The sequence below is a fragment of the Spiroplasma endosymbiont of Nomada ruficornis genome (assembly GCF_964030795.1).
GTDB classification, from domain to species: Bacteria; Bacillota_I; Bacilli_A; order Mycoplasmatales; family VBWQ01; genus Spiroplasma_E; species Spiroplasma_E ixodetis_A.
In genome coordinates this window covers 447,920-467,190 of the sequence record NZ_OZ034962.1, presented here as the reverse complement: position 1 = coordinate 467,190, position 19,271 = coordinate 447,920, and the positions used below count along the sequence as shown (strand labels likewise).

Annotated in this window: 22 protein-coding genes; 16 read left to right on the top strand and 6 right to left on the bottom strand. The window is 23.1% G+C overall.

Features of this window, described 5'->3' with window-relative positions; all coding sequences use genetic code 4:
- Nucleotides 1-4: 4 nt before the first annotated feature.
- From AAHM79_RS02815 to AAHM79_RS02795, 5 genes are all read left to right on the top strand, one after another.
- Nucleotides 5-1,243: a hypothetical protein gene (locus AAHM79_RS02815; protein ID WP_342258080.1), complete on the top strand. Its 1,239-nt coding sequence runs from the start codon at nt 5-7 to the stop codon at nt 1,241-1,243.
- The gene (locus AAHM79_RS02810) at nt 1,194-2,717 is read left to right on the top strand and encodes a hypothetical protein (protein WP_342258079.1); all 1,524 of its coding nucleotides are present in this window, start codon (nt 1,194-1,196) and stop codon (nt 2,715-2,717) included. Before AAHM79_RS02815 ends, AAHM79_RS02810 begins: the two co-directional genes overlap by 50 nt.
- 86 nt (nt 2,718-2,803) lie before the next feature.
- Nucleotides 2,804-3,292, top strand: a complete 489-nt coding sequence (locus AAHM79_RS02805) for an IS30 family transposase (protein ID WP_342258078.1) — start codon at nt 2,804-2,806, stop codon at nt 3,290-3,292.
- Nucleotides 3,243-3,710, top strand: coding sequence for an IS30 family transposase (locus tag AAHM79_RS02800; RefSeq protein ID WP_342258077.1), 468 nt, complete (start codon nt 3,243-3,245; stop codon nt 3,708-3,710). Before AAHM79_RS02805 ends, AAHM79_RS02800 begins: the two co-directional genes overlap by 50 nt.
- A gap of 214 nt (nt 3,711-3,924) precedes the next feature.
- On the top strand, nt 3,925-4,284 hold the full coding sequence (locus tag AAHM79_RS02795; RefSeq protein ID WP_342258076.1) for a hypothetical protein: 360 nt from the start codon (nt 3,925-3,927) through the stop codon (nt 4,282-4,284).
- 7 nt (nt 4,285-4,291) lie between these two features.
- On the opposite strand, the gene AAHM79_RS02790 is transcribed toward AAHM79_RS02795, so the two are convergent.
- Nucleotides 4,292-6,919 (bottom strand): valine--tRNA ligase, encoded by a 2,628-nt coding sequence (locus AAHM79_RS02790; protein WP_342258075.1) that lies wholly within the window; start codon nt 6,917-6,919, stop codon nt 4,292-4,294.
- A gap of 407 nt (nt 6,920-7,326) precedes the next feature.
- Here AAHM79_RS02790 and AAHM79_RS02785 point away from each other — a divergent pair, with 407 nt between their 5' ends.
- Both AAHM79_RS02785 and AAHM79_RS02780 read left to right on the top strand, forming a co-directional pair.
- Nucleotides 7,327-7,707, top strand: coding sequence for a helix-turn-helix domain-containing protein (locus AAHM79_RS02785; protein WP_342258074.1), 381 nt, complete (start codon nt 7,327-7,329; stop codon nt 7,705-7,707).
- 44 nt (nt 7,708-7,751) lie between these two features.
- The gene (locus AAHM79_RS02780; RefSeq protein WP_342258073.1) at nt 7,752-8,279 is read left to right on the top strand and encodes an IS30 family transposase; all 528 of its coding nucleotides are present in this window, start codon (nt 7,752-7,754) and stop codon (nt 8,277-8,279) included.
- On the opposite strand, the gene AAHM79_RS02775 is transcribed toward AAHM79_RS02780, so the two are convergent.
- A complete protein-coding gene (locus tag AAHM79_RS02775) occupies nt 8,276-8,734 on the bottom strand; it encodes a GNAT family N-acetyltransferase (protein WP_342258072.1) in 459 nt (152 codons plus the stop codon). The genes AAHM79_RS02780 and AAHM79_RS02775 overlap by 4 nt on opposite strands.
- 408 nt (nt 8,735-9,142) lie before the next feature.
- Here AAHM79_RS02775 and AAHM79_RS02770 point away from each other — a divergent pair, with 408 nt between their 5' ends.
- Nucleotides 9,143-9,787: a BspA family leucine-rich repeat surface protein gene (locus AAHM79_RS02770; RefSeq protein WP_342258071.1), complete on the top strand. Its 645-nt coding sequence runs from the start codon at nt 9,143-9,145 to the stop codon at nt 9,785-9,787.
- Nucleotides 9,788-9,860: 73 nt separating this feature from the next.
- On the opposite strand, the gene AAHM79_RS02765 is transcribed toward AAHM79_RS02770, so the two are convergent.
- Together AAHM79_RS02765 and AAHM79_RS02760 are read right to left on the bottom strand one after the other, a co-directional pair.
- Nucleotides 9,861-10,628: an ABC transporter permease gene (locus tag AAHM79_RS02765; RefSeq protein WP_342258070.1), complete on the bottom strand. Its 768-nt coding sequence runs from the start codon at nt 10,626-10,628 to the stop codon at nt 9,861-9,863.
- Nucleotides 10,628-11,359 (bottom strand): ABC transporter ATP-binding protein, encoded by a 732-nt coding sequence (locus AAHM79_RS02760; RefSeq protein WP_342258069.1) that lies wholly within the window; start codon nt 11,357-11,359, stop codon nt 10,628-10,630. Before AAHM79_RS02760 ends, AAHM79_RS02765 begins: the two co-directional genes overlap by 1 nt.
- 199 nt (nt 11,360-11,558) lie before the next feature.
- Here AAHM79_RS02760 and AAHM79_RS02755 point away from each other — a divergent pair, with 199 nt between their 5' ends.
- The 8 genes from AAHM79_RS02755 to AAHM79_RS02720 all read left to right on the top strand — a co-directional run bounded on the left by AAHM79_RS02755 (nt 11,559) and on the right by AAHM79_RS02720 (nt 17,048).
- Nucleotides 11,559-12,509, top strand: a complete 951-nt coding sequence (locus AAHM79_RS02755; protein WP_342258068.1) for an IS30 family transposase — start codon at nt 11,559-11,561, stop codon at nt 12,507-12,509.
- 111 nt (nt 12,510-12,620) lie between these two features.
- Entirely contained in the window at nt 12,621-13,025 is a 405-nt protein-coding gene (locus tag AAHM79_RS02750) for a hypothetical protein (protein ID WP_342258067.1), read from the top strand.
- A gap of 46 nt (nt 13,026-13,071) precedes the next feature.
- A complete protein-coding gene (ybeY, locus tag AAHM79_RS02745; RefSeq protein ID WP_342258066.1) occupies nt 13,072-13,542 on the top strand; it encodes an rRNA maturation RNase YbeY in 471 nt (156 codons plus the stop codon).
- Between the two features lie 11 nt (nt 13,543-13,553).
- Complete coding sequence (gene cdd / locus AAHM79_RS02740) at nt 13,554-13,988, top strand: cytidine deaminase (protein WP_338957389.1); 435 nt, start codon at nt 13,554-13,556, stop codon at nt 13,986-13,988.
- A 3-nt stretch (nt 13,989-13,991) separates the two neighbouring features.
- A complete protein-coding gene (gene era / locus AAHM79_RS02735; protein ID WP_252320259.1) occupies nt 13,992-14,888 on the top strand; it encodes a GTPase Era in 897 nt (298 codons plus the stop codon).
- A gap of 3 nt (nt 14,889-14,891) precedes the next feature.
- Entirely contained in the window at nt 14,892-15,215 is a 324-nt protein-coding gene (locus AAHM79_RS02730) for a hypothetical protein (RefSeq protein ID WP_342258065.1), read from the top strand.
- An 86-nt stretch (nt 15,216-15,301) separates the two neighbouring features.
- Nucleotides 15,302-16,252 carry an IS30 family transposase gene (locus AAHM79_RS02725; protein ID WP_338979395.1) on the top strand — a complete coding sequence of 317 codons (951 nt, stop codon included), beginning with the start codon at nt 15,302-15,304 and terminating at the stop codon, nt 16,250-16,252.
- 19 nt (nt 16,253-16,271) lie between these two features.
- Entirely contained in the window at nt 16,272-17,048 is a 777-nt protein-coding gene (locus AAHM79_RS02720) for an ankyrin repeat domain-containing protein (RefSeq protein WP_342258233.1), read from the top strand.
- Nucleotides 17,049-17,059: 11 nt separating this feature from the next.
- Here the strand turns inward: AAHM79_RS02720 and AAHM79_RS02715 are convergent, their stop codons facing one another.
- Both AAHM79_RS02715 and AAHM79_RS02710 read right to left on the bottom strand, forming a co-directional pair.
- On the bottom strand, nt 17,060-17,704 hold the full coding sequence (locus AAHM79_RS02715; RefSeq protein ID WP_342258064.1) for a hypothetical protein: 645 nt from the start codon (nt 17,702-17,704) through the stop codon (nt 17,060-17,062).
- Nucleotides 17,705-17,783: 79 nt separating this feature from the next.
- The gene (locus AAHM79_RS02710; RefSeq protein ID WP_342258063.1) at nt 17,784-19,271 is read right to left on the bottom strand and encodes a VWA domain-containing protein; all 1,488 of its coding nucleotides are present in this window, start codon (nt 19,269-19,271) and stop codon (nt 17,784-17,786) included.

Below are 19,271 nucleotides of genomic sequence, written 5' to 3'. Positions count from 1 at the left end.
AAAAATGAAACCTTTTTGACCAAGAAAAGATAAAACAAATATTAATAATAATGAAGAAAAATCTAAATTAATTTTTTTAGAAAATAAAAGTACACACACTTCTATTTTAAGTTATTTTGGTTTTAAGGATTTTAATCATGAGACTTATTTTACTGATTTTGTTGCTGAAAATAATGCTAATTTATATAATGCTCCATTGGATATTAATAATGAAACTATTAAACAATATTTAATTAAACAAGAATTTTATAGAAAGAATTGAAATTCTATTTTTAAATTAAGCAAATTAGGAATTAGTGGTTATTTAATTTATATTGCTAATGATGATTTATATTTTCAAGTAGTAGATATACAGCAAAGAATTTATGATATTACTGGTAAATTAATTCAATGTACTATTTTTTATGATAGTTATCAACAAAATGCACAAGCAGTAAGATTATTTGAAGTTTATAAATTAAATAATGAACAAGTAACTATTAATCGTGCAATTTATAGTATTAGTGATAATAAAAAACAATTTCCTTTACCTTTTAAAGAATATAGTAATAATCCTAATTTAGAACAAGAACAAACATTAAATATTAATTATATTCCAATAGCAATTATGAGAAATAAAGCAAATGAGTTAGCAGATTGTAATAAAGTAATGGATAAAATTAAAGCATTAGATGTTATTTATGAACAAATTGTTTTAGATACTATTTTAAATTCACCAAAGTTTATTTTTGACCAAACTTATGGTAATGCTAAATCTACAATGGATGAAGCCGTAAGAACATTAGTTACTAACAACTATATTTGAAAAACTACTGGTGATAATAATGAAAAAAGTGAAAATATTAATATGACAAGTAGTAATTTTAAAGGTAAAAATTTAACTGATATATATGATTGAAATATTAATGAAATATTTAAACGTTGTGGTATTCATATACCAAGTCAAAAGAAATCAGCACAACAATCGGTTCCCGAAAGTACAGCGGTAAATATTTCAACTATTAATTATATTGAACAAAAATTATGACAATTTAATATTGATATTCTTAAATTTATTCAAATATTAGTACGTTTAGATAAAGATTTATTAAATAGTAAAACATTTAATATTAATGATGAACAAGAAATTAATAACTTAACAGTTAAATTAAAATTATTTAATCCAGAAAATAACCAATTAATAGGAGAAAACAATGGAAAACAACAACAAACCACAAACGAAGTTTCCACAGAAACAAACTAAACTTAATCAAGCAGAAATAGAAAATGATTATTTAATTGATAATATTCCTTATGATTTTACTAATATGATGAGTGCTACTAGTGACCCTGATATTAATAGAGCATACGATGAATTTAAAAAAAGAAAAATTTATATTTATGAAATTGAACGTTTATTTAAAAATAATGAAAATAATAGTTTAAGATTTTCAGCAAATACTATTAAAATAGGTTTTATTGATATTGATAAAGTATTAAAAACTACTGCTGTTGAAACATCTGATTTTACTATGCAATTAAATCAAAGAGCAAGTACTAATATTAATGACAATACAATTGAATATAGTATGACTGATATTAAAAATTTAATATTTCAAGAAATAAATTTATTAAATCAATTTAAGTTATATGCAGTTAGTATAAATGAACCATTAACTGAAAATAATATTGATAATTTATATATTATTAATAATTATTCAGAACCTTATCAAAATCCAAAAACTAGAAGTACTAAAAGTATTACTATTATTAAAATTAAAGACTTTAAAACAAGAGATGGTTATCCAATTATTATTAAATTACAAAAACCACTAGATAAAGACACCAAAGTTATTGGTTTAAAAATTAAAGCACCTAGAAGCATGATTTTTGGCAATATAAAGGTACTTGGTGAAGTCGACAATATGGAGGTATACCCAAAGTTATTTGTCAAAGATAAGATAGCATTTCCGCTATTATCAATGCCTATTGAAACTCAACCAAAAGTTAGAATATTACAACAATGATTTAGTGAACAAATATTACCTTGAAATTTAGCAAAACAATTTATAGGACAAGAAAAATCAGTTTTAGATTTAATTGCTATTGGTGGTGGTAGAGAAACAAGAAAAGAAATTATTAATAATGCAAGAGTAACTAATGATAAAATTGGTTATGATGTTTCTAAAAATTCAAAAGTATGACCATTATCTGATGAACTAGAATTAAAAGATAAAAAATTAGAGTCATGATTTTTAGTAAGTGACTATAATTTATTTATTTCTACAACAAATAAATTTCATGATGTTGAACTAGAAATAAAAGATAGACCACCAATTGATAGTTTACAAAAAGTATTATTAGATATGTTAACTTATACATATACTTATAATAGAAACTTTGATGGTGCATCATTAAGTAATGTTTTAAAAGAAATGAATGATTTAGATAAAATTCGTGCTAAGTTTGAAGGACAAAAACCAAATGAAGTTATTACTAATTTATTTAAACAATGAGAATTAGATTATCCTAACTATACAAATTTACCAAAAGTTAAAATATTAAAACAAATAGTTATAATGCTATCAAAAAATATTTATTCAACCATGTCTATTAATAACGGTTTAAATGATGACTATAAATTATTATTACCTTATTATTTTGAATTAAAATCAAATCCTATACATTCTACACCTGATAAGATTTGAGAATTTAAAGATGCTGAATTATACTTGTAAGTGCAAGTAAATAAAATTGCAAAAAATTCTCATATAAAAATTTCATAATGCTAAATTTAGTTTAGAAAAAAGTAAGGAGTTTTTATATGAGTTATAAACATCTTGGCATAGATGAAAGGATTTATATTGAGAATCAATTGAAATTTAAATTTAAAATTAGTGAAATAGCTAAAAATCTTAATCGAAGTATTAGTACTATTATTCGAGAAATTAATAGAAATAAAGATAATAATCATTATTTTTCATTAATTGCACAAAATAAAGCTGAAAATCGAAAACAATCACATATTAGTTTTCATAAGTTTAAAAATAAGAATTTAGTAAAATATGTACAACAAAAATTACTATTAGGTTGATCACCTGAACAAATTTATGGCAGAATTAAAAATTTTCATAAAGAGTGAGTTATTAGTTTTAAAACAATTTATACTTGAATTTATTTTGGAATGCTTGATAAAGTTACTAGTAAAAATTTAAGAAGAAAAGGTAAAAAACGAAAATCTAAAGAAAATCGTGGCAAGTTTAATGGTAAATGGTCATTGAGAAGGAGATACTATAGTATCATCACGAGGTAAAAGCAAATCATGTTTAATAACTTTAGTTGAAAGAGTATCACGATTTACTTTAGCAATATTAGTTAAAAACAGAACTACTAAAGTTATTAATAAAAATGTCAGTTATTATTTATCAATTCTTCCTAAAAACATTGTTAAAACTATTACTTTTGATCGTGGCAAAGAATTTTCAAATTGACAACAACCTGAAAAAAATTTAGATGTAAAAATTTATTTTGCCAATCCATATTCACCTTGACAAAGAGGTACTAATGAAAATAATAATGGTTTAATTAGAGAAAAATTTCCTAAAAAATTTATTTTTTCAAAAACTAATAAAAATGAAGTTCATAAATTTATATTGTCTTTAAATCAAAGACCGAGAAAAATACTAAATTATCTTTCACCAATCGAATATTTGGATAGAAAAATAATTTAGTTGCACTTACCTTTACAATTTAGCAAATAAAAATAAAATAAAACTTATTAAAGAAAACTTTAATAAGAATTTTTGAGTTATAAAAGTAAGTATTATTGTTGACTAATATTTTTGAAGTGTTAAGATTAACTTACAATTGCATATTGAAGTCTAAATTATTCTCGTCTAAACTTATAATTTAAAGACAAATTTGAATATTATTGACAACATCGGTATGCTCCCAATATTTTATATCCCAAAATTCTTAAATGGTACTACTAATCAAAATAGCGTTACTACTAATATTGAAATTACAGCTATCAACGGCAAGGAAACTATTCTTGAAAAAACTAATTATATTACTACTTTTAATACACTTGGTAATTTACTAAGTGCTTGTTCTAATGATTTTACTGTTGAAAAAAGTCAAATTGGAAGATTTTTGGTTGCTGTAAAAGGTAAAAAAGGTACTCAAGAAGATAAAAAATTTTGATACATTGAGCACTGAAATGGTAAAGAATTTATTGATTTTTCAGTAGGTATCGATGATATTAAATTGGAAAATAATGAAATTTTTCAACTTGAATTAAAATAAAAGTTTTTTATAATTCTTTAATCTTGGCATTGATTAAAATTTTTTGATTTTGATACTTTTCTAATTTCTGCTTTTCTATTTCAACTTTTGTTGGTGGTGCCTTTTCTAAAAATTGTTGGTTACTTAAAATATCTTTACTACGTTTTATTTCATTTTCAATATAAACTAATTCCTCTTTTAATTTTGCTAATTGTTCTTCTTTATTAAATAAATTTGAAACATTAATTTTTATTACTGCTGAATTAATAATTTTAATTATTTTATTATTAACAGACAACGGACTATCACTAATAGTAACAATTTGACTATTAGTTAATTGTAATAAATAAGGATTTAAAGTATTTTTTTCTAATTCAAAAAAAGAATTAGTCGTATTGATATGAATAGTTAACGGTAATTTTAAAGATAAATTAAGTTCTTTACGAATTTCTCGAATATTACCAATAATTTCCATTAATATTTCAACAAATTGTGTTACATCTTTTGTTTTTTCCATAACTTTAACTTTAGGAAACTTATTTGTTAAAATGCTATTTTTATACCCCATTTCTTCATAGATTGCTTCTGTGATAAAGGGAATAAAGGGATGAACCATAATAATAATTTGTTGTAAAACATAATATAATGTTTGTAATGAGTTACTTTGTTGCTCTTGATTTTGTAAATTAATTTTATTTAATTCAATATATCAAGAACAATATTTATTTCATATAAAATTTGATAGTGCTTTAACTACTAAAACAAATTCATATTTTTCCATATATTGCTCTACATAAATAATCAATTGATTAAGTTCTTGTAAAATTCATTGATCAATAAATGATAATGAATTATTATAGACAATATTTTCATCCAATTGAAACTTATCATCAATATTCATTAGTACATAACGTGCAGCGTTTCATAACTTATTATTGAAATTTCAAGCTGACTCAACTTTAGTAATACTAAATCTTAAATCTTGACCTGGAGCACAATTGCTAACTAAAAAGTAACGTAAAGCATCCGCACCATACTTTTTAATAACTTCCATTGGATCAATTCCATTATTTAATGATTTTGACATTTTTCTACCTTGTTCATCACGAATTAAACCATGAATTAAAACATTAGTAAATGGTTTTTGATTAGTAAATTTTCAACCCATAAACATCATTCGTGCAACTCAAAAAAATAAAATATCATAAGCAGTAACTAATACTGATATTGGATAATATTTTTGCAAATCAACATTTTTTTGTGGTCAACCCAAGGTTACAAAAGGTCATAAACCGCTAGAAAATCATGTATCTAATACGTCTGATTCTTGAATATAATCGTTAATTGGTGATGGTGGGTTAGTATCAACATAAATTTTCTTAGTTTTTTTATGATATCAAACTGGAAGCGAATGACCTCATCACAATTGACGAGAAATACATCAATCTTGAATATTATTTAATCACTGCAAAAGTTGTTGTTCAAATAATATTGGATGAAAATCAATCTTTGTTTTCTTATTTTTTTGTTTATCAATAATCATTTCAACTAATGGTTTCATTTTTATGAATCATTGTTGTGATAAATATGGTTCAATAATAGCGTTACTTCTTTCTGAATAACCAACTTGATGAAGATGGTCTTCAACCTTTACAACTAAATCTTCTTTTCTTAATTGTTCAACTAATTGTTTACGACATACCATTCGATCTTGATTAATATATGATTGTGCTAATTCATTCATAGTTCCATCAACATTCATACAAATAGGCATGGCTAAATTGTGACGTAATGCAATTTCATAGTCATTAGCATCATGTGCTGGTGTGCATTTCATAGCACCTGTTCCAAAATTCATATCAACATAATCATCAGCAATGACTTTAATTAACATTTTATTAGCCGGATTAACAACCATTTTACCAATAAATTGTAAATAACGTTTATCTTTACTATTTACAACTATACACTGATCAGCAAACATTGTTTCTGGTCTGGTAGTAGCAATAGTAATAAATTCACTACTATTTTCTATAAAATATTTTAAATAATACATTTTTCCTTTTGTTTCATGATAATTTACTTCAATATTAGAAATAGCGGTTTTTAATTCTGGATCTCAATTTACTATCTTTTTTCCTCGATAAACTCAACCTTCTTTATATAACTTTACAAATACTTCATTAACTGCTTGCTTAACATTTTCATCTAAAGTAAATACTTCATGCGAATAATCTAATGCTAAACCAAGTTTTGCTCACTGTTTTCTTATGTTTTGTACATATTCTGTTTTTCATTTTCATGCTTGTTGTAAAAATTTATCTTTACCTAATTCTTGCAAATTAAGTTTTTGTTCTTCTTTAATACGTTGTGCAACTTTAACTTGCGTGGCAATGCCAGCATGATCCATACCAGGTATAAATAAAGTATTAAATCCTTGTAAACGTTTATAACGAATTAATAAATCTTGGATAGTACTATCTCAAGCATGACCTAAATGTAAAAGTCCGGTTACATTAGGTGGTGGTAAGATAATAGAAAATGTAGGATTAATAGAACTAACATTTGCCTTAAATAATCCAGATTTTACTCATTGTTCATAACGATCCTTTTCAATTTCAATATGATTATATTTTTTGTTTAAATTTCTATTCATTTGTTATACTCCTTTTTAAAATAAAAAAAATATTCCACAAATAGGAACGTTTTTTAACGCGGTACCATCCTAATTCATTTACAAAGTAAATGCACTTAATTATTATTTAAATTACTAATAATATAAGTTACCTTCAAATTAAACTTGCTTAGTTTACAGCAACCACTAAGTCTCTAAATTACCATTTAATTTTACTCTTTTATATTTTAAATTAATTATGTATTTTATTTTACATTGTTAATTTTAAAAAACAAGACATTTGAGAAAAGAAAAAATCTAAATATTAAAATTATCTTTTTTAACGCTGAATTATACTTGTAAGTGCAAGTAAATAAAATTGCAAAAAATTCTCATATAAAAATTTCATAATGCTAAATTTAGTTTAGAAAAAAGTAAGGAGTTTTTATATGAGTTATAAACATCTTGGCATAGATGAAAGGATTTATATTGAGAATCAATTGAAATTTAAATTTAAAATTATTGAAATAGCTAAAAATCTTAATCGAAGTATTAGTACTATTATTCGAGAAATTAATAGAAATAAAGATAATAATCATTATTTTTCATTAATTGCACAAAATAAAGCTGAAAATCGAAAACAATCACATATTAGTTTTCATAAGTTTAAAAATAAGAATTTAGTAAAATATGTGCAACAAAAATTACTATTAGGTTGATCACCTGAACAAATTTATGGCAGAATTAAAAATTTTCATAAAGAGTGAGTTATTAGTTTTAAAACAATTTATACTTGAATTTATTTTGGAATGCTTGATAAAGTTAAGTAAAAATTTAAGAAGAAAAGGTAAAAAACGAAAATCTAAAGAAAATCGTGGCAAGTTTAATTAATGGTAAATCAATTAAAGAACGAGATATAAATGTTAATGATCGTATAACACTTGGTCATTGAGAAGGAGATACTATAGTATCATCACGAGGTAAAAGCAAATCATGTTTAATAACTTTAGTTGAAAGAGTATCACGATTTACTTTAGCAATATTAGTTAAAAACAGAACTACTAAAGTTATTAATAAAAATGTCAGTTATTATTTATCAATTCTTCCTAAAAACATTGTTAAAACTATTACTTTTGATCGTGGCAAAGAATTTTCAAATTGACAACAACTTGAAAAAAATTTAGATGTAAAAATTTATTTTGCCAATCCATATTCACATTGACAAAGAGGTACTAATGAAAATACTAATGGTTTAATTAGAGAAAAATTTCCTAAAAAATTTATTTTTTCAAAAACTAATAAAAATGAAGTTCATAAATTTATATTGTCTTTAAATCAAAGACCGAGAAAAATACTAAATTATCTTTCACCAATCGAATATTTGGATAGAAAAATAATTTAGTTGCACTTACCTTTACAATTTAGCAAATCAATAAAAATTTCTTTTATTTTAATATTTTTTCACTTTTCACTTTCATCTCTTTTATTAAAAATTGCATGAGGTATATTAATTTCATAATCATAAAAAAAAGTTTTTTTATTTCATGCATAAGTTAATCCTAATTTTTCATAAAATTCACCGACAGTAACATTAGTTGGATCTGATAATAAAATAAGGTTTTCGATATTATTGCTATGACATATCTCAAAAATTTTGTAAATAAGTAAACTACCATATTGTTGCTTACGATATTTTTCTTCAATAAATATACTTTCTAAAATAGCTTCTTTTTTTTCTAAATCAATAATAAGTATTGCGTCACCGATTTTATTATTAAATTCATCAATTAATAATAAACTTTTTATACTTGGATTATTTAAATTATTCGTAATAATAACTTCTCTGCCGTTTGCCATATTTTAACTTCTTTCTAATAAACTCAATATAAAACTTGACTTTAAACGCAATAAACCCAATATATAATATTTTTTTAATTAAATTAATTTAATAAAAACCAAAAAACTAATATAGATAAAACTATCTATACTAGTAATTAACAGTTATTAAATTAATTTAATAATATCATAAAAATATCTTTATTTTAAAAAAATAAACAAATTGTATGTAAATTAAAATATATTATATAACTTTTGTATTACATTTAAACTTACTAATAACATAAAAAATTTTTCCTAATATTTATATATTTTTATTTTTAACATAAAATTTAACACTTATTGAATTTATTTTTAAACGAATTAAAATATAATTAACTTCTTAAGTTTAAGAAGTTATTGGAAAAAACAAAAAAAGGAGATTTTTTAGTGAAAACACTAATCAAAACATTAAGTATTTTAATACTTACAACAACCACAGGTAATTTAACTAGTTTCTTAAACACTATCAAACAAAATACTAATATTACAACTAATTATATTCAAAATAAAACAAAACAAGATACAATTTACAAAGATAAAAATGGAATACAAAAAACAACTAATGATAAAGATTTGTCAGACATAGAAAGTAAAGAAATTGTTCAAATCGGTTTTTTTGAAAATGGAATTAGAGAAATTCAAGCTGTTAAAATGCCAAAAATAGTTGAAAAAGTACCAGATCAATTACCAACAAAAATTACTTCTTTAAGTAATATGTTTGCTAATAATCTAACATTTGATCAAAACATAGCTTCTTGAAATATATCAAATATAGTAGATATGAGTTATATGTTTTATGATGCAAAAAAATTTAATCAAGACATTTCCGGTTGAGATGTTTCAAATGTAACAAATATGATGGGAATGTTTTGAAATGCAAAAAAATTTAATCAGAACCTTTCAGCATGAAATGTAAAAAATGTTATTAATTTTGATCTTTTTGCTACTAATTCAGGAATTGATAGCCGCAGTAAATGACCAAAATTTAAGTATCATTTTTTTAAAAAAATAAATCAAAACAAGCCTAATTAGGCTTGTTTATTTTGTAAATATTTTTTATAATTTTAAATAATTTGTTTATAAACAAATCTTTTTTCTTATTTACTTATTTACGTCGATATTTATAAGCCATAATTGCTCCAAATATTAATGCTCCAATTCAAAGTAAACTAACTAAAATCGGTATTCAGTAATTATCAAAAAGTGCTGCATTGATTAAATCATTTGGAGTACCATAATTATTTCATCCTCTATTCATAATAGAAACAGGATAAGAAAAAGGAATAATTTTAGCAATAATAACTAAAACTGGTTGTCCTTTAATGGCTACATACGGAATATATTGACCCGATAAAAATGATGTTGGCAAATATAATAATAAAGCAAAAGCATTAGCAATTTTAAAATCAGAAGCAAGAATACCAACCATTATTCCTACTGCTGAACACATAATTGATGAAAGCAGAATTGCTAGTAATATATAACCTCAATTAATTAGTTCTCAATTAATCTGATTATGATATAAAGCTGCACCAATTCCTAATGTTCAAAAACTACCAATAAAAATTAAAATAACATGAAATATTAAAATAATACTAATAAATTGTCATGGTTTTAATGGTGTTGCACCAATTCTTTTAATAATTATTGATTGTTTAAAATCAGAATATGTCATTGATAAAGTAACAATTCCTAATACTGGTGAAGCTGACATCACTAACCCCGGTAATACTGTTTGTGCAGCATTTGGGTTACCGGGTGTTAATACAGCAACTAAAATTGTTAACATAATAATAGGGAAAATAAAACCAAAGAAAATACTATGGAAAGATTTCTTAAAATAACCAAATAATAATTGAAACATTGCTAGCATTATTTTTTTTCCTTTCTCGTAGTTATTTCTAATGGTGTTTCTGTTTTTTCTAAATAATATTTTAATAATGAACCATATTTTTTAGTAACTTCAACAACAGTAGTATCATCAATAATTTGACCATCCTTTAAAAAAATAATACGTTTACATAAAGCTTGGATTTCATCTAAGTTATGACTAACTAAAATTAAAGTAATGTTATTCAAACTAATTTGTTCTTGTAAAAAATTAATAATATCAATTCTTGTTTTAACATCTAAACCAGTTGAAATCTCATCACCAATATAAATTTTTGGTTGATGAAATAATGATAAAAATAAATTAACTCTTTGTCTTTGACCACCCGATAAACTATTTACTTTACGTTTGTATAATTCTGTTAATTGAAACTTATCTAACATACTATTAAAAATTTCGGGTTTTATTTTATCTAAATAAATCTTATGATAAAAATTTATTAATTCTTTAACTGTTATAAAGTTAGGATAAACTTGATCTTGAAAATTTATTCCAACAACATATGGAATATCTTTTTTATTAAAGTTATATTCAATTTCTCCTGTACTTGCATTTTTAGTATTACTAATAATCTCACATAATGTGGTTTTACCAGCACCATTAGCACCAAAAATAGCAACAGAACTACCACTCTCAATTTCTAAATTAATAGGTCCGAGTACAACATTACCATTATACGACTTCGTAATATTTTTAACCTTAATTACTTTCATAATTGCTTCCTTTCATATTATTTTAAACTTTATAAATAAGTATAGCATTAAAAAAATCTAATTTTATATCATAAGAACCAACATTTTTTTTAATTGCTGAATTATACTTGTAAGTGCAAGTAAATAAAATTGCAAAAAATTCTCATATAAAAATTTCATAATGCTAAATTTAGTTTAGAAAAAAGTAAGGAGTTTTTATATGAGTTATAAACATCTTGGCATAGATGAAAGGATTTATATTGAGAATCAATTGAAATTTAAATTTAAAATTAGTGAAATAGCTAAAAATCTTAATCGAAGTATTAGTACTATTATTCGAGAAATTAATAGAAATAAAGATAATAATCATGATTTTTCATTAATTGCACAAAATAAAGCTGAAAATCGAAAACAATCACATATTAGTTTTCATAAGTTTAAAAATAAGAATTTAGTAAAATATGTACAACAAAAATTACTATTAGGTTGATCACCTGAACAAATTTATGGCAGAATTAAAAATTTTCATAAACAATGAGTTATTAGTTTTAAAACAATTTATAATTGAATTTATTTGGGTTTTCTTGATAAAGTTACTAGTAAAAATTTAAGAAGAAAAGTTAACAAACGAAAATCTAAAGAAAATCGTGGCAAGTTTAATGGTAAATCAATTAAAGAACGAGATATAAATGTTAATGATCGTATAACACTTGGTCATTGAGAAGGAGATACTATAGTATCATCACGAGGTAAAAGCAAATCATGTTTAATAACTTTAGTTGAAAGAGTATCACGATTTACTTTAGCCATGTTAGTTAAAAACAGAACTACTAAAGTTATTAATAAAAATGTCAGTTATTATTTATCAATTCTTCCTAAAAACATTGTTAAAACTATTACTTTTGATCGTGGCAAAGAATTTTCAAATTGACAACAACTTGAAAAAAATTTAGATGTAAAAATTTATTTTGCCAATCCATATTCACCTTGACAAAGAGGTACTAATGAAAATACTAATGGTTTAATTAGAGAAAAATTTCCTAAAAAATTTATTTTTTCAAAAACTAATAAAAATGAAGTTCATAAATTTATATTTTCTTTAAATCAAAGACCGAGAAAAATATTAAATTATCTTTCACCAATCGAATATTTGGATAGAAAAATAATTTAGTTGCACTTACCTTTACAATTTAGCTTATGCAGGTCATGATTTAACACTAGTAAAATTATTTAAAAATGTAATTGATTTAAATAATTATAAAAGTATAGATGGTAATGAATAATGATTTTTTTTAGACAAAGTACTTATTTATTAGGAAGTAGTTCAATTTTTCTTTTTTTAGGACTCTTATTAGGTTTAAAAATTATTAATATTCCTCATGTTTATGCTGTTAATGGTCAAACTATTTTTATAAGTGAGACAAGATATGAAAATAAGGGACACTTTGCTTATTTATTAGATTTTAAAAGAGAAGAATGTTTAAAGTTTAATAGTTTTAATCAAATTACTATTTTTTTCTCTATTAATAAATGTTATTTAACAATTTTTTTTCCAAAATGAAATGATAATAATCAACTTTTAATTGAAGAAAACATTAATTCTAATACATATTTAAATCAAATGGTATTAATAATTATTGGTAAAGAAAGTTTGTTAACATTTATTTGAAATAATATTACAACATAAATGTAAATATTGATATAATTTAATCAAAAAGAAGTTAGGTAGATAAATGCCAGCAAAAATTAATATTGTAAATATTTACAATGATCATAACTATGACATTAAAAATTTTAATATTTTATCAGAAAATATTTTAAATGCAGTAGCTATTAAGTTAAAACAGAAAATTACATGGTGTATTGCTGTTATTTTTAATGACGAACAGACTAGTATTGAATTAAATAAAATGTATCGTCATAAAGATTATGTTCCTGATGTTTTATCATTCGGAAATGATGATGATGATTTTCCAAATATTAATATTGATATTAGAGATTTAGGCGATGTTTATATTTGTTATTCAAAGGCAGTAGCGCAAGCACAAGAATATGGTCATAGTTTAATTAGAGAATTATCATTTCTTTTTATTCATGGATTACTTCATACATTAGGATATGATCATCAAAATAGCGTAGAAGAAAAGGTTATGTTTGATTTACAAGATGAAATTTTAAATATTCTTGGTATTACTAGAAAATAAGGAGTGGTATAATGGAACAAGATATAGATTTATTAGTATTATTGAAAAAAGCAAAAGTAATACAAAAAAATGCTTATGCGCCTTATTCTTTATTTAGAGTTGCTGCAATAGTAATTTTGAAAAATAGTAAAGAAGTGTTAGGAGTAAATGTTGAAAATGCTGCATACTCAGTAGGTATTTGTGCTGAAAGAGCAGCTTTGTCACAAGTTATTGCTCAAGGTTATAAAAAAGAAGATATTATTAGTCTATTTTTAATTACTGATAGTGAAACGGTTGGTTCTCCTTGTGGTATGTGTCGTCAATTTATGATTGAAATTATGCCAGAAACATGCCCTGTTTATATTAGTAATAAAAATGAAAATAATGATACTAAAACAATTTGTAAAATATTAGTAAAAGACTTATTACCTTTAGCGTTTAAACCAAGTTCATTGAAAGGGAATTAATTTATGACTAATAATTTTAAATCAGGTTTTGTTAGTTTTATTGGTAGAAGTAATGTTGGAAAATCAACTTTATTAAATACCATTCTTCAAGAAAAAAAGGCAATTGTGTCTAATAAACCACAAACAACCAGAAATCAAATTCAAGGTATTTATAATAGTGATGATATGCAAATCATATTTTTTGATACTCCCGGCATTCATAAACATAATAACCAACTTGGACGAATGATGAATCGCGATGCTAACCGTGCCACTAAAGAAACTAACATTATTTGTTTATTAGCGCCATGTAATGAATACATTGGAAATAGCGATAAACATATTATTAAATTATTATCAGAAAGGGTAAATACAACTATTCTACTTTTATTAACTAAGGTTGATTTAGTAACAAAAGAAAAATTAATGGATAAAATTAATGAGTGAAAAGATTTATTACCATTTAAAGAAATAATTCCAATTTCTGCTATAAAAGAAATGAACTTAGATATATTATTGAAAAAACTATATGAGTATTTACCAATTGGTGAAAAGAATTATTTAATTGAAAATAACGATGATGTTTCAGATAATACTTTAATTAAGGAAATTATTCGTGAAAAAATTTTAAATTTAACAGAAGAAGAAATTCCTTATAGTGTAGCAGTATTAATTGAAAGTATTAATTATAATCCAAATACTAATATTACTGATATTAATGCTGTTATTGTTGTTGAACGCGACTCACAAAAAGGAATTATTATTGGTAAAGGAGGTAGTATGATTAAAGAAATTGGAATAAGAGCTAGAACAGATTTAGAAAGTATTTTTGATTCTCATATTATATTAAAAACTTTTGTAAAAGTAATACCTGATTGAAGAAATAATCCTAGAAAATTAAAAGAGTTAGGTTATAGTTAAAATATGTTTAATATTGATACTGGTTTGATTTTAAACATTAACTACATTAAATCAATAAATAATGTTACCATTTTAACATCAAATTATGGTGTTAAAATAGTTTCTTTACCAGAAATAAAAATCAATTTAAATAAATATAGTCTTTTAGATTGTTGAATTTTTATTTTTAATCAAAATTATGATTGTTCAAACTTATGTATAACATATAAAAAAATAAAAAGTTTTAATAGTTTTATAAATGAAAAAAGTTATCAATTGATTAAAAGTTTTCACAAGATAATTATTAATTATTTAGAAAAAATTAGTATTGCTGAATTATACTTGTAAGTGCAAGTAAATAAAATTGCAAAAAATTCTCATATAAAAATTTCATAATGCTAAATTTAGTTTAGAAAAAAGTAAGGAGTTTTTATATGAGTTATAAACATCTTGGCATAGATGAAAGGATTTATATTGAGAATCAATTGAAATTTAAATTTAAAATTAGTGAAATAGCTAAAAATCTTAATCGAAGTATTAGTACTATTATTCGAGAAATTAATAGAAATAAAGATAATAATCATTATTTTTCATTAATTGCACAAAATAAAGCTGAAAATCGAAAACAATCACATATTAGTTTTCATAAGTTTAAAAATAAGAATTTAGTAAAATATGTACAACAAAAATTACTATTAGGTTGATCACCTGAACAAATTTATGGCAGAATTAAAAATTTTCATAAAGAGTGAGTTATTAGTTTTAAAACAATTTATACTTGAATTTATTTTGGAATGCTTGATAAAGTTACTAGTAAAAATTTAAGAAGAAAAGGTAAAAAACGAAAATCTAAAGAAAATCGTGGCAAGTTTAATGGTAAATCAATTAAAGAACGAGATATAAATGTTAATGATCGTATAACACTTGGTCATTGAGAAGGAGATACTATAGTATCATCACGAGGTAAAAGCAAATCATGTTTAATAACTTTAGTTGAAAGAGTATCACGATTTACTTTAGCAATATTAGTTAAAAACAGAACTACTAAAGTTATTAATAAAAATGTCAGTTATTATTTATCAATTCTTCCTAAAAACATTGTTAAAACTATTACTTTTGATCGTGGCAAAGAATTTTCAAATTGACAACAACTTGAAAAAAATTTAGATGTAAAAATTTATTTTGCCAATCCATATTCACCTTGACAAAGAGGTACTAATGAAAATACTAATGGTTTAATTAGAGAAAAATTTCCTAAAAAATTTATTTTTTCAAAAACTAATAAAAATGAAGTTCATAAATTTATATTGTCTTTAAATCAAAGACCGAGAAAAATATTAAATTATCTTTCACCAATCGAATATTTGGATAGAAAAATAATTTAGTTGCACTTACCTTTACAATTTAGCAAATATAATTAAATTTTTAGTTGAAAACGATGCAGATGTTAATCAAATAAATTTACGTGGTGAAACTGCTTTAGATCGAGCTATTGAAAATGGTCATTTAGATGTAATTAAATTTTTGAAATCATGTTCACCACAAGCAAGAGAAAGAGAAAAAAATAAACAATTAATGAATGCAGTAAAAGAAAATGATTTAGAAAAAATTAAACTTTTATTACTAAATAATGCTAATGTCAACTATACAAATTCAGATATTTTGACTTATACTTATAGAATAAAAGAAAATTCTTTTCAAAAAAATATAAAAATTGGTAGTGGTAATAGCGCTTTAACAAAAGCCGCCAAAAAAGGATATTTAAATATAATTAAATTTTTAGTTGAAAACGATGCCGATGTTAACCATATAATTAATTATAATAAAGAAAGTGCTTTAACACGAGCTGCTCAAAATAATCACTTAGATGTTATTAAATTTTTAGTAGAAAATAACGCTGATATTAATCATACAAATCAAAATGGTAAAACTGCCTTAATTCTAATTGCTGATAATAATAATATAGAGGGAGTTAAGTTTCTAATAGAAAATGGTGCTAAAATTGAATGTATAGATAATTTTTGAGAATCAATAAATAAAGTGAATCTAGAAGTGAAAGAATATTTGCAATCATGAATTTTAAACTCAAGTAAAAATGAAATAAATTCACCTAACTATAGTAATCAACCAACAACAAATATCAAAAAACAAAGTTTGCTAATGATCTCATTAAAAATCTAAAATAACTTTTATTATTTCTTACCTTTAATATTTCTAACTTCTTTTAATTGTTTTTTTAACATTTTTAATTGTAATTGTAAATCTTCATATGATGGTAAATCATCACTTTTAATTTCTTCTTTTTTGTTTTTACTATAATCATTACTTTTTTTTGATAACTGTGGAGGATTAACTCATAAATTTTTTAATCCATATCAAAAAATAGTAAGTAAACTTAAACCAATACCTGCTCAAGGAATTGTTCATAAATCTTTAAAAGGAATAGTTTGAAAATTTCTAATATTCAAGTAATTAAAAAGTACTAATACAAAAAGTACCAATACTAAGGTTATTAATAACATGTGTATAGCAAAAACTGATCTTGAAAAAGGTTTTTTAATCAAAATTAATGGTATTAAATAAGTTAAATTAAAAATCAATAATGTTCCAAAAGTATATAAAGAAACTATACTATCACTAGTCATTAATTGTTTATAAAAACTACTAGTAATTGGTTCTTTATTAACGATTAAAGCAATAATAATAGCAATATTGTTTTTTAATGGAACACCTCAATTAAATAATGGAAAAATTGATAAACTAATTGTTACTGTTAAAACACTAATAATAACTAATGTTTTGCTTAAAATTAAATTATTTTTTTTCATATTATCCATCTCTCATTATCAGTTTACTGTTTCACTCTAATAATATTTTATCATTATTAAAGCAAAAAAATAACTATCAAAATTAAGATTAAGATTTATTTTTAGTTTTAACTAAATTTAATGCAATTTTTCGCGCAGCAAATGGATCGCGAGGATCATAATGTCAATAATTAGTAAAATATTTTTTAAAATTATTAGACAATGTTGAAGAAGCAATATTAATAGCATGAAAGCGATTAGCTTTTGCTTTTAGTTGCAACATTAAATTAATATTATTTTTAGTAATATTAGCAGATAAAAAATCAGAAACTACCAATAAGTCTGCATTATGATATGTTTTAGATTGCATAATTGTTAAAGCGTGACTAATAGCTGGATTAATATTAGTATGTCCTTTAAAACTATGACCTAAAAAATGAATTAGATTGGGAATTGATGAAACTAAATTAGATAAATCATAAGTTTCAAATTTACCAGAAAAATTGATCATATAGCATGGTCTTTTTTCTTGTAAAGCAATTTTACTAATAGCAAGCGCAATTGATTTTGCAATAATTTCTGGACTATGACTCATCGATTTAGATGTATCAATGCATAAGATAAAAGGGCCTTCACTTTCGGGAATTGGTACTTCTACAACTTCTTCAACAAGATGTTCAGTGGCAACTAAATCCATTGATTCAAACTCTGTAATTGCTAACTTTTCTTCAACAAATTTTTTATAAAAAATAGCATTTAACTCTGGAATAGCAAGATTAACTAATTCTAATGGTAATAAATGTTCTAAATCTTTACCCTCGGTAATTCCTACTATTTCTTCAGGCCATTTTCCTAATGGCTTTAATTGATATTCAATTTGTACTTTTTGATGAACTTGCTTTTCTGTTAAACCCGAAATTCCTTTTCAACGACCAAGTAGTCTAGCAATTTCAATAATAGATGGATTCTTATTTAAAATTTCACCATATTGTATAATAGTATTTAAATTAATTTTTTTAAAATCATTTAAATCTCCTTCTCAAAATCGTCCAAAAAAATTTCAAGCAAAACCAACAATATGTCTTACTTCATTAATAATTTTAATATTATTACTTCACATTGTTAAATATTTTTGACGCATTTGCATAGTTTCAAATAATTTATAATTTACAATTCTTTGAACCATTAAACTTTCTCAATGTCTTATAAAATTATCAAAAGTTAATTTACTATTAAGTTTACGATCCTTAAATTTTTCTTGAAAATAATGAAAATAATTAATCATTGGTGAATCAAGAATTTTTGCCCTAGTGTAAATTTCTTGTCAATTATTTTTTAATCTATCAATACCATTAATCATAACTCAGAAATATAATCGTAATTCTCTTTTAATGATGGGACTAATAACAATATTTTTACTTTTTTCTAAAACTTCATTTAAATAAAAATGACTAATTTGTTGATCAAATTCTGGAGCTAATCAAGCAAAATTTTTTTTAAATCAAGTAAAACTACTCAAATTTGTTTCTGATAAAGACATTTTTTTCAATTTAGTTTCTAAAATTTGTGAAACATGGGATTCAATTAATTGTTCCAT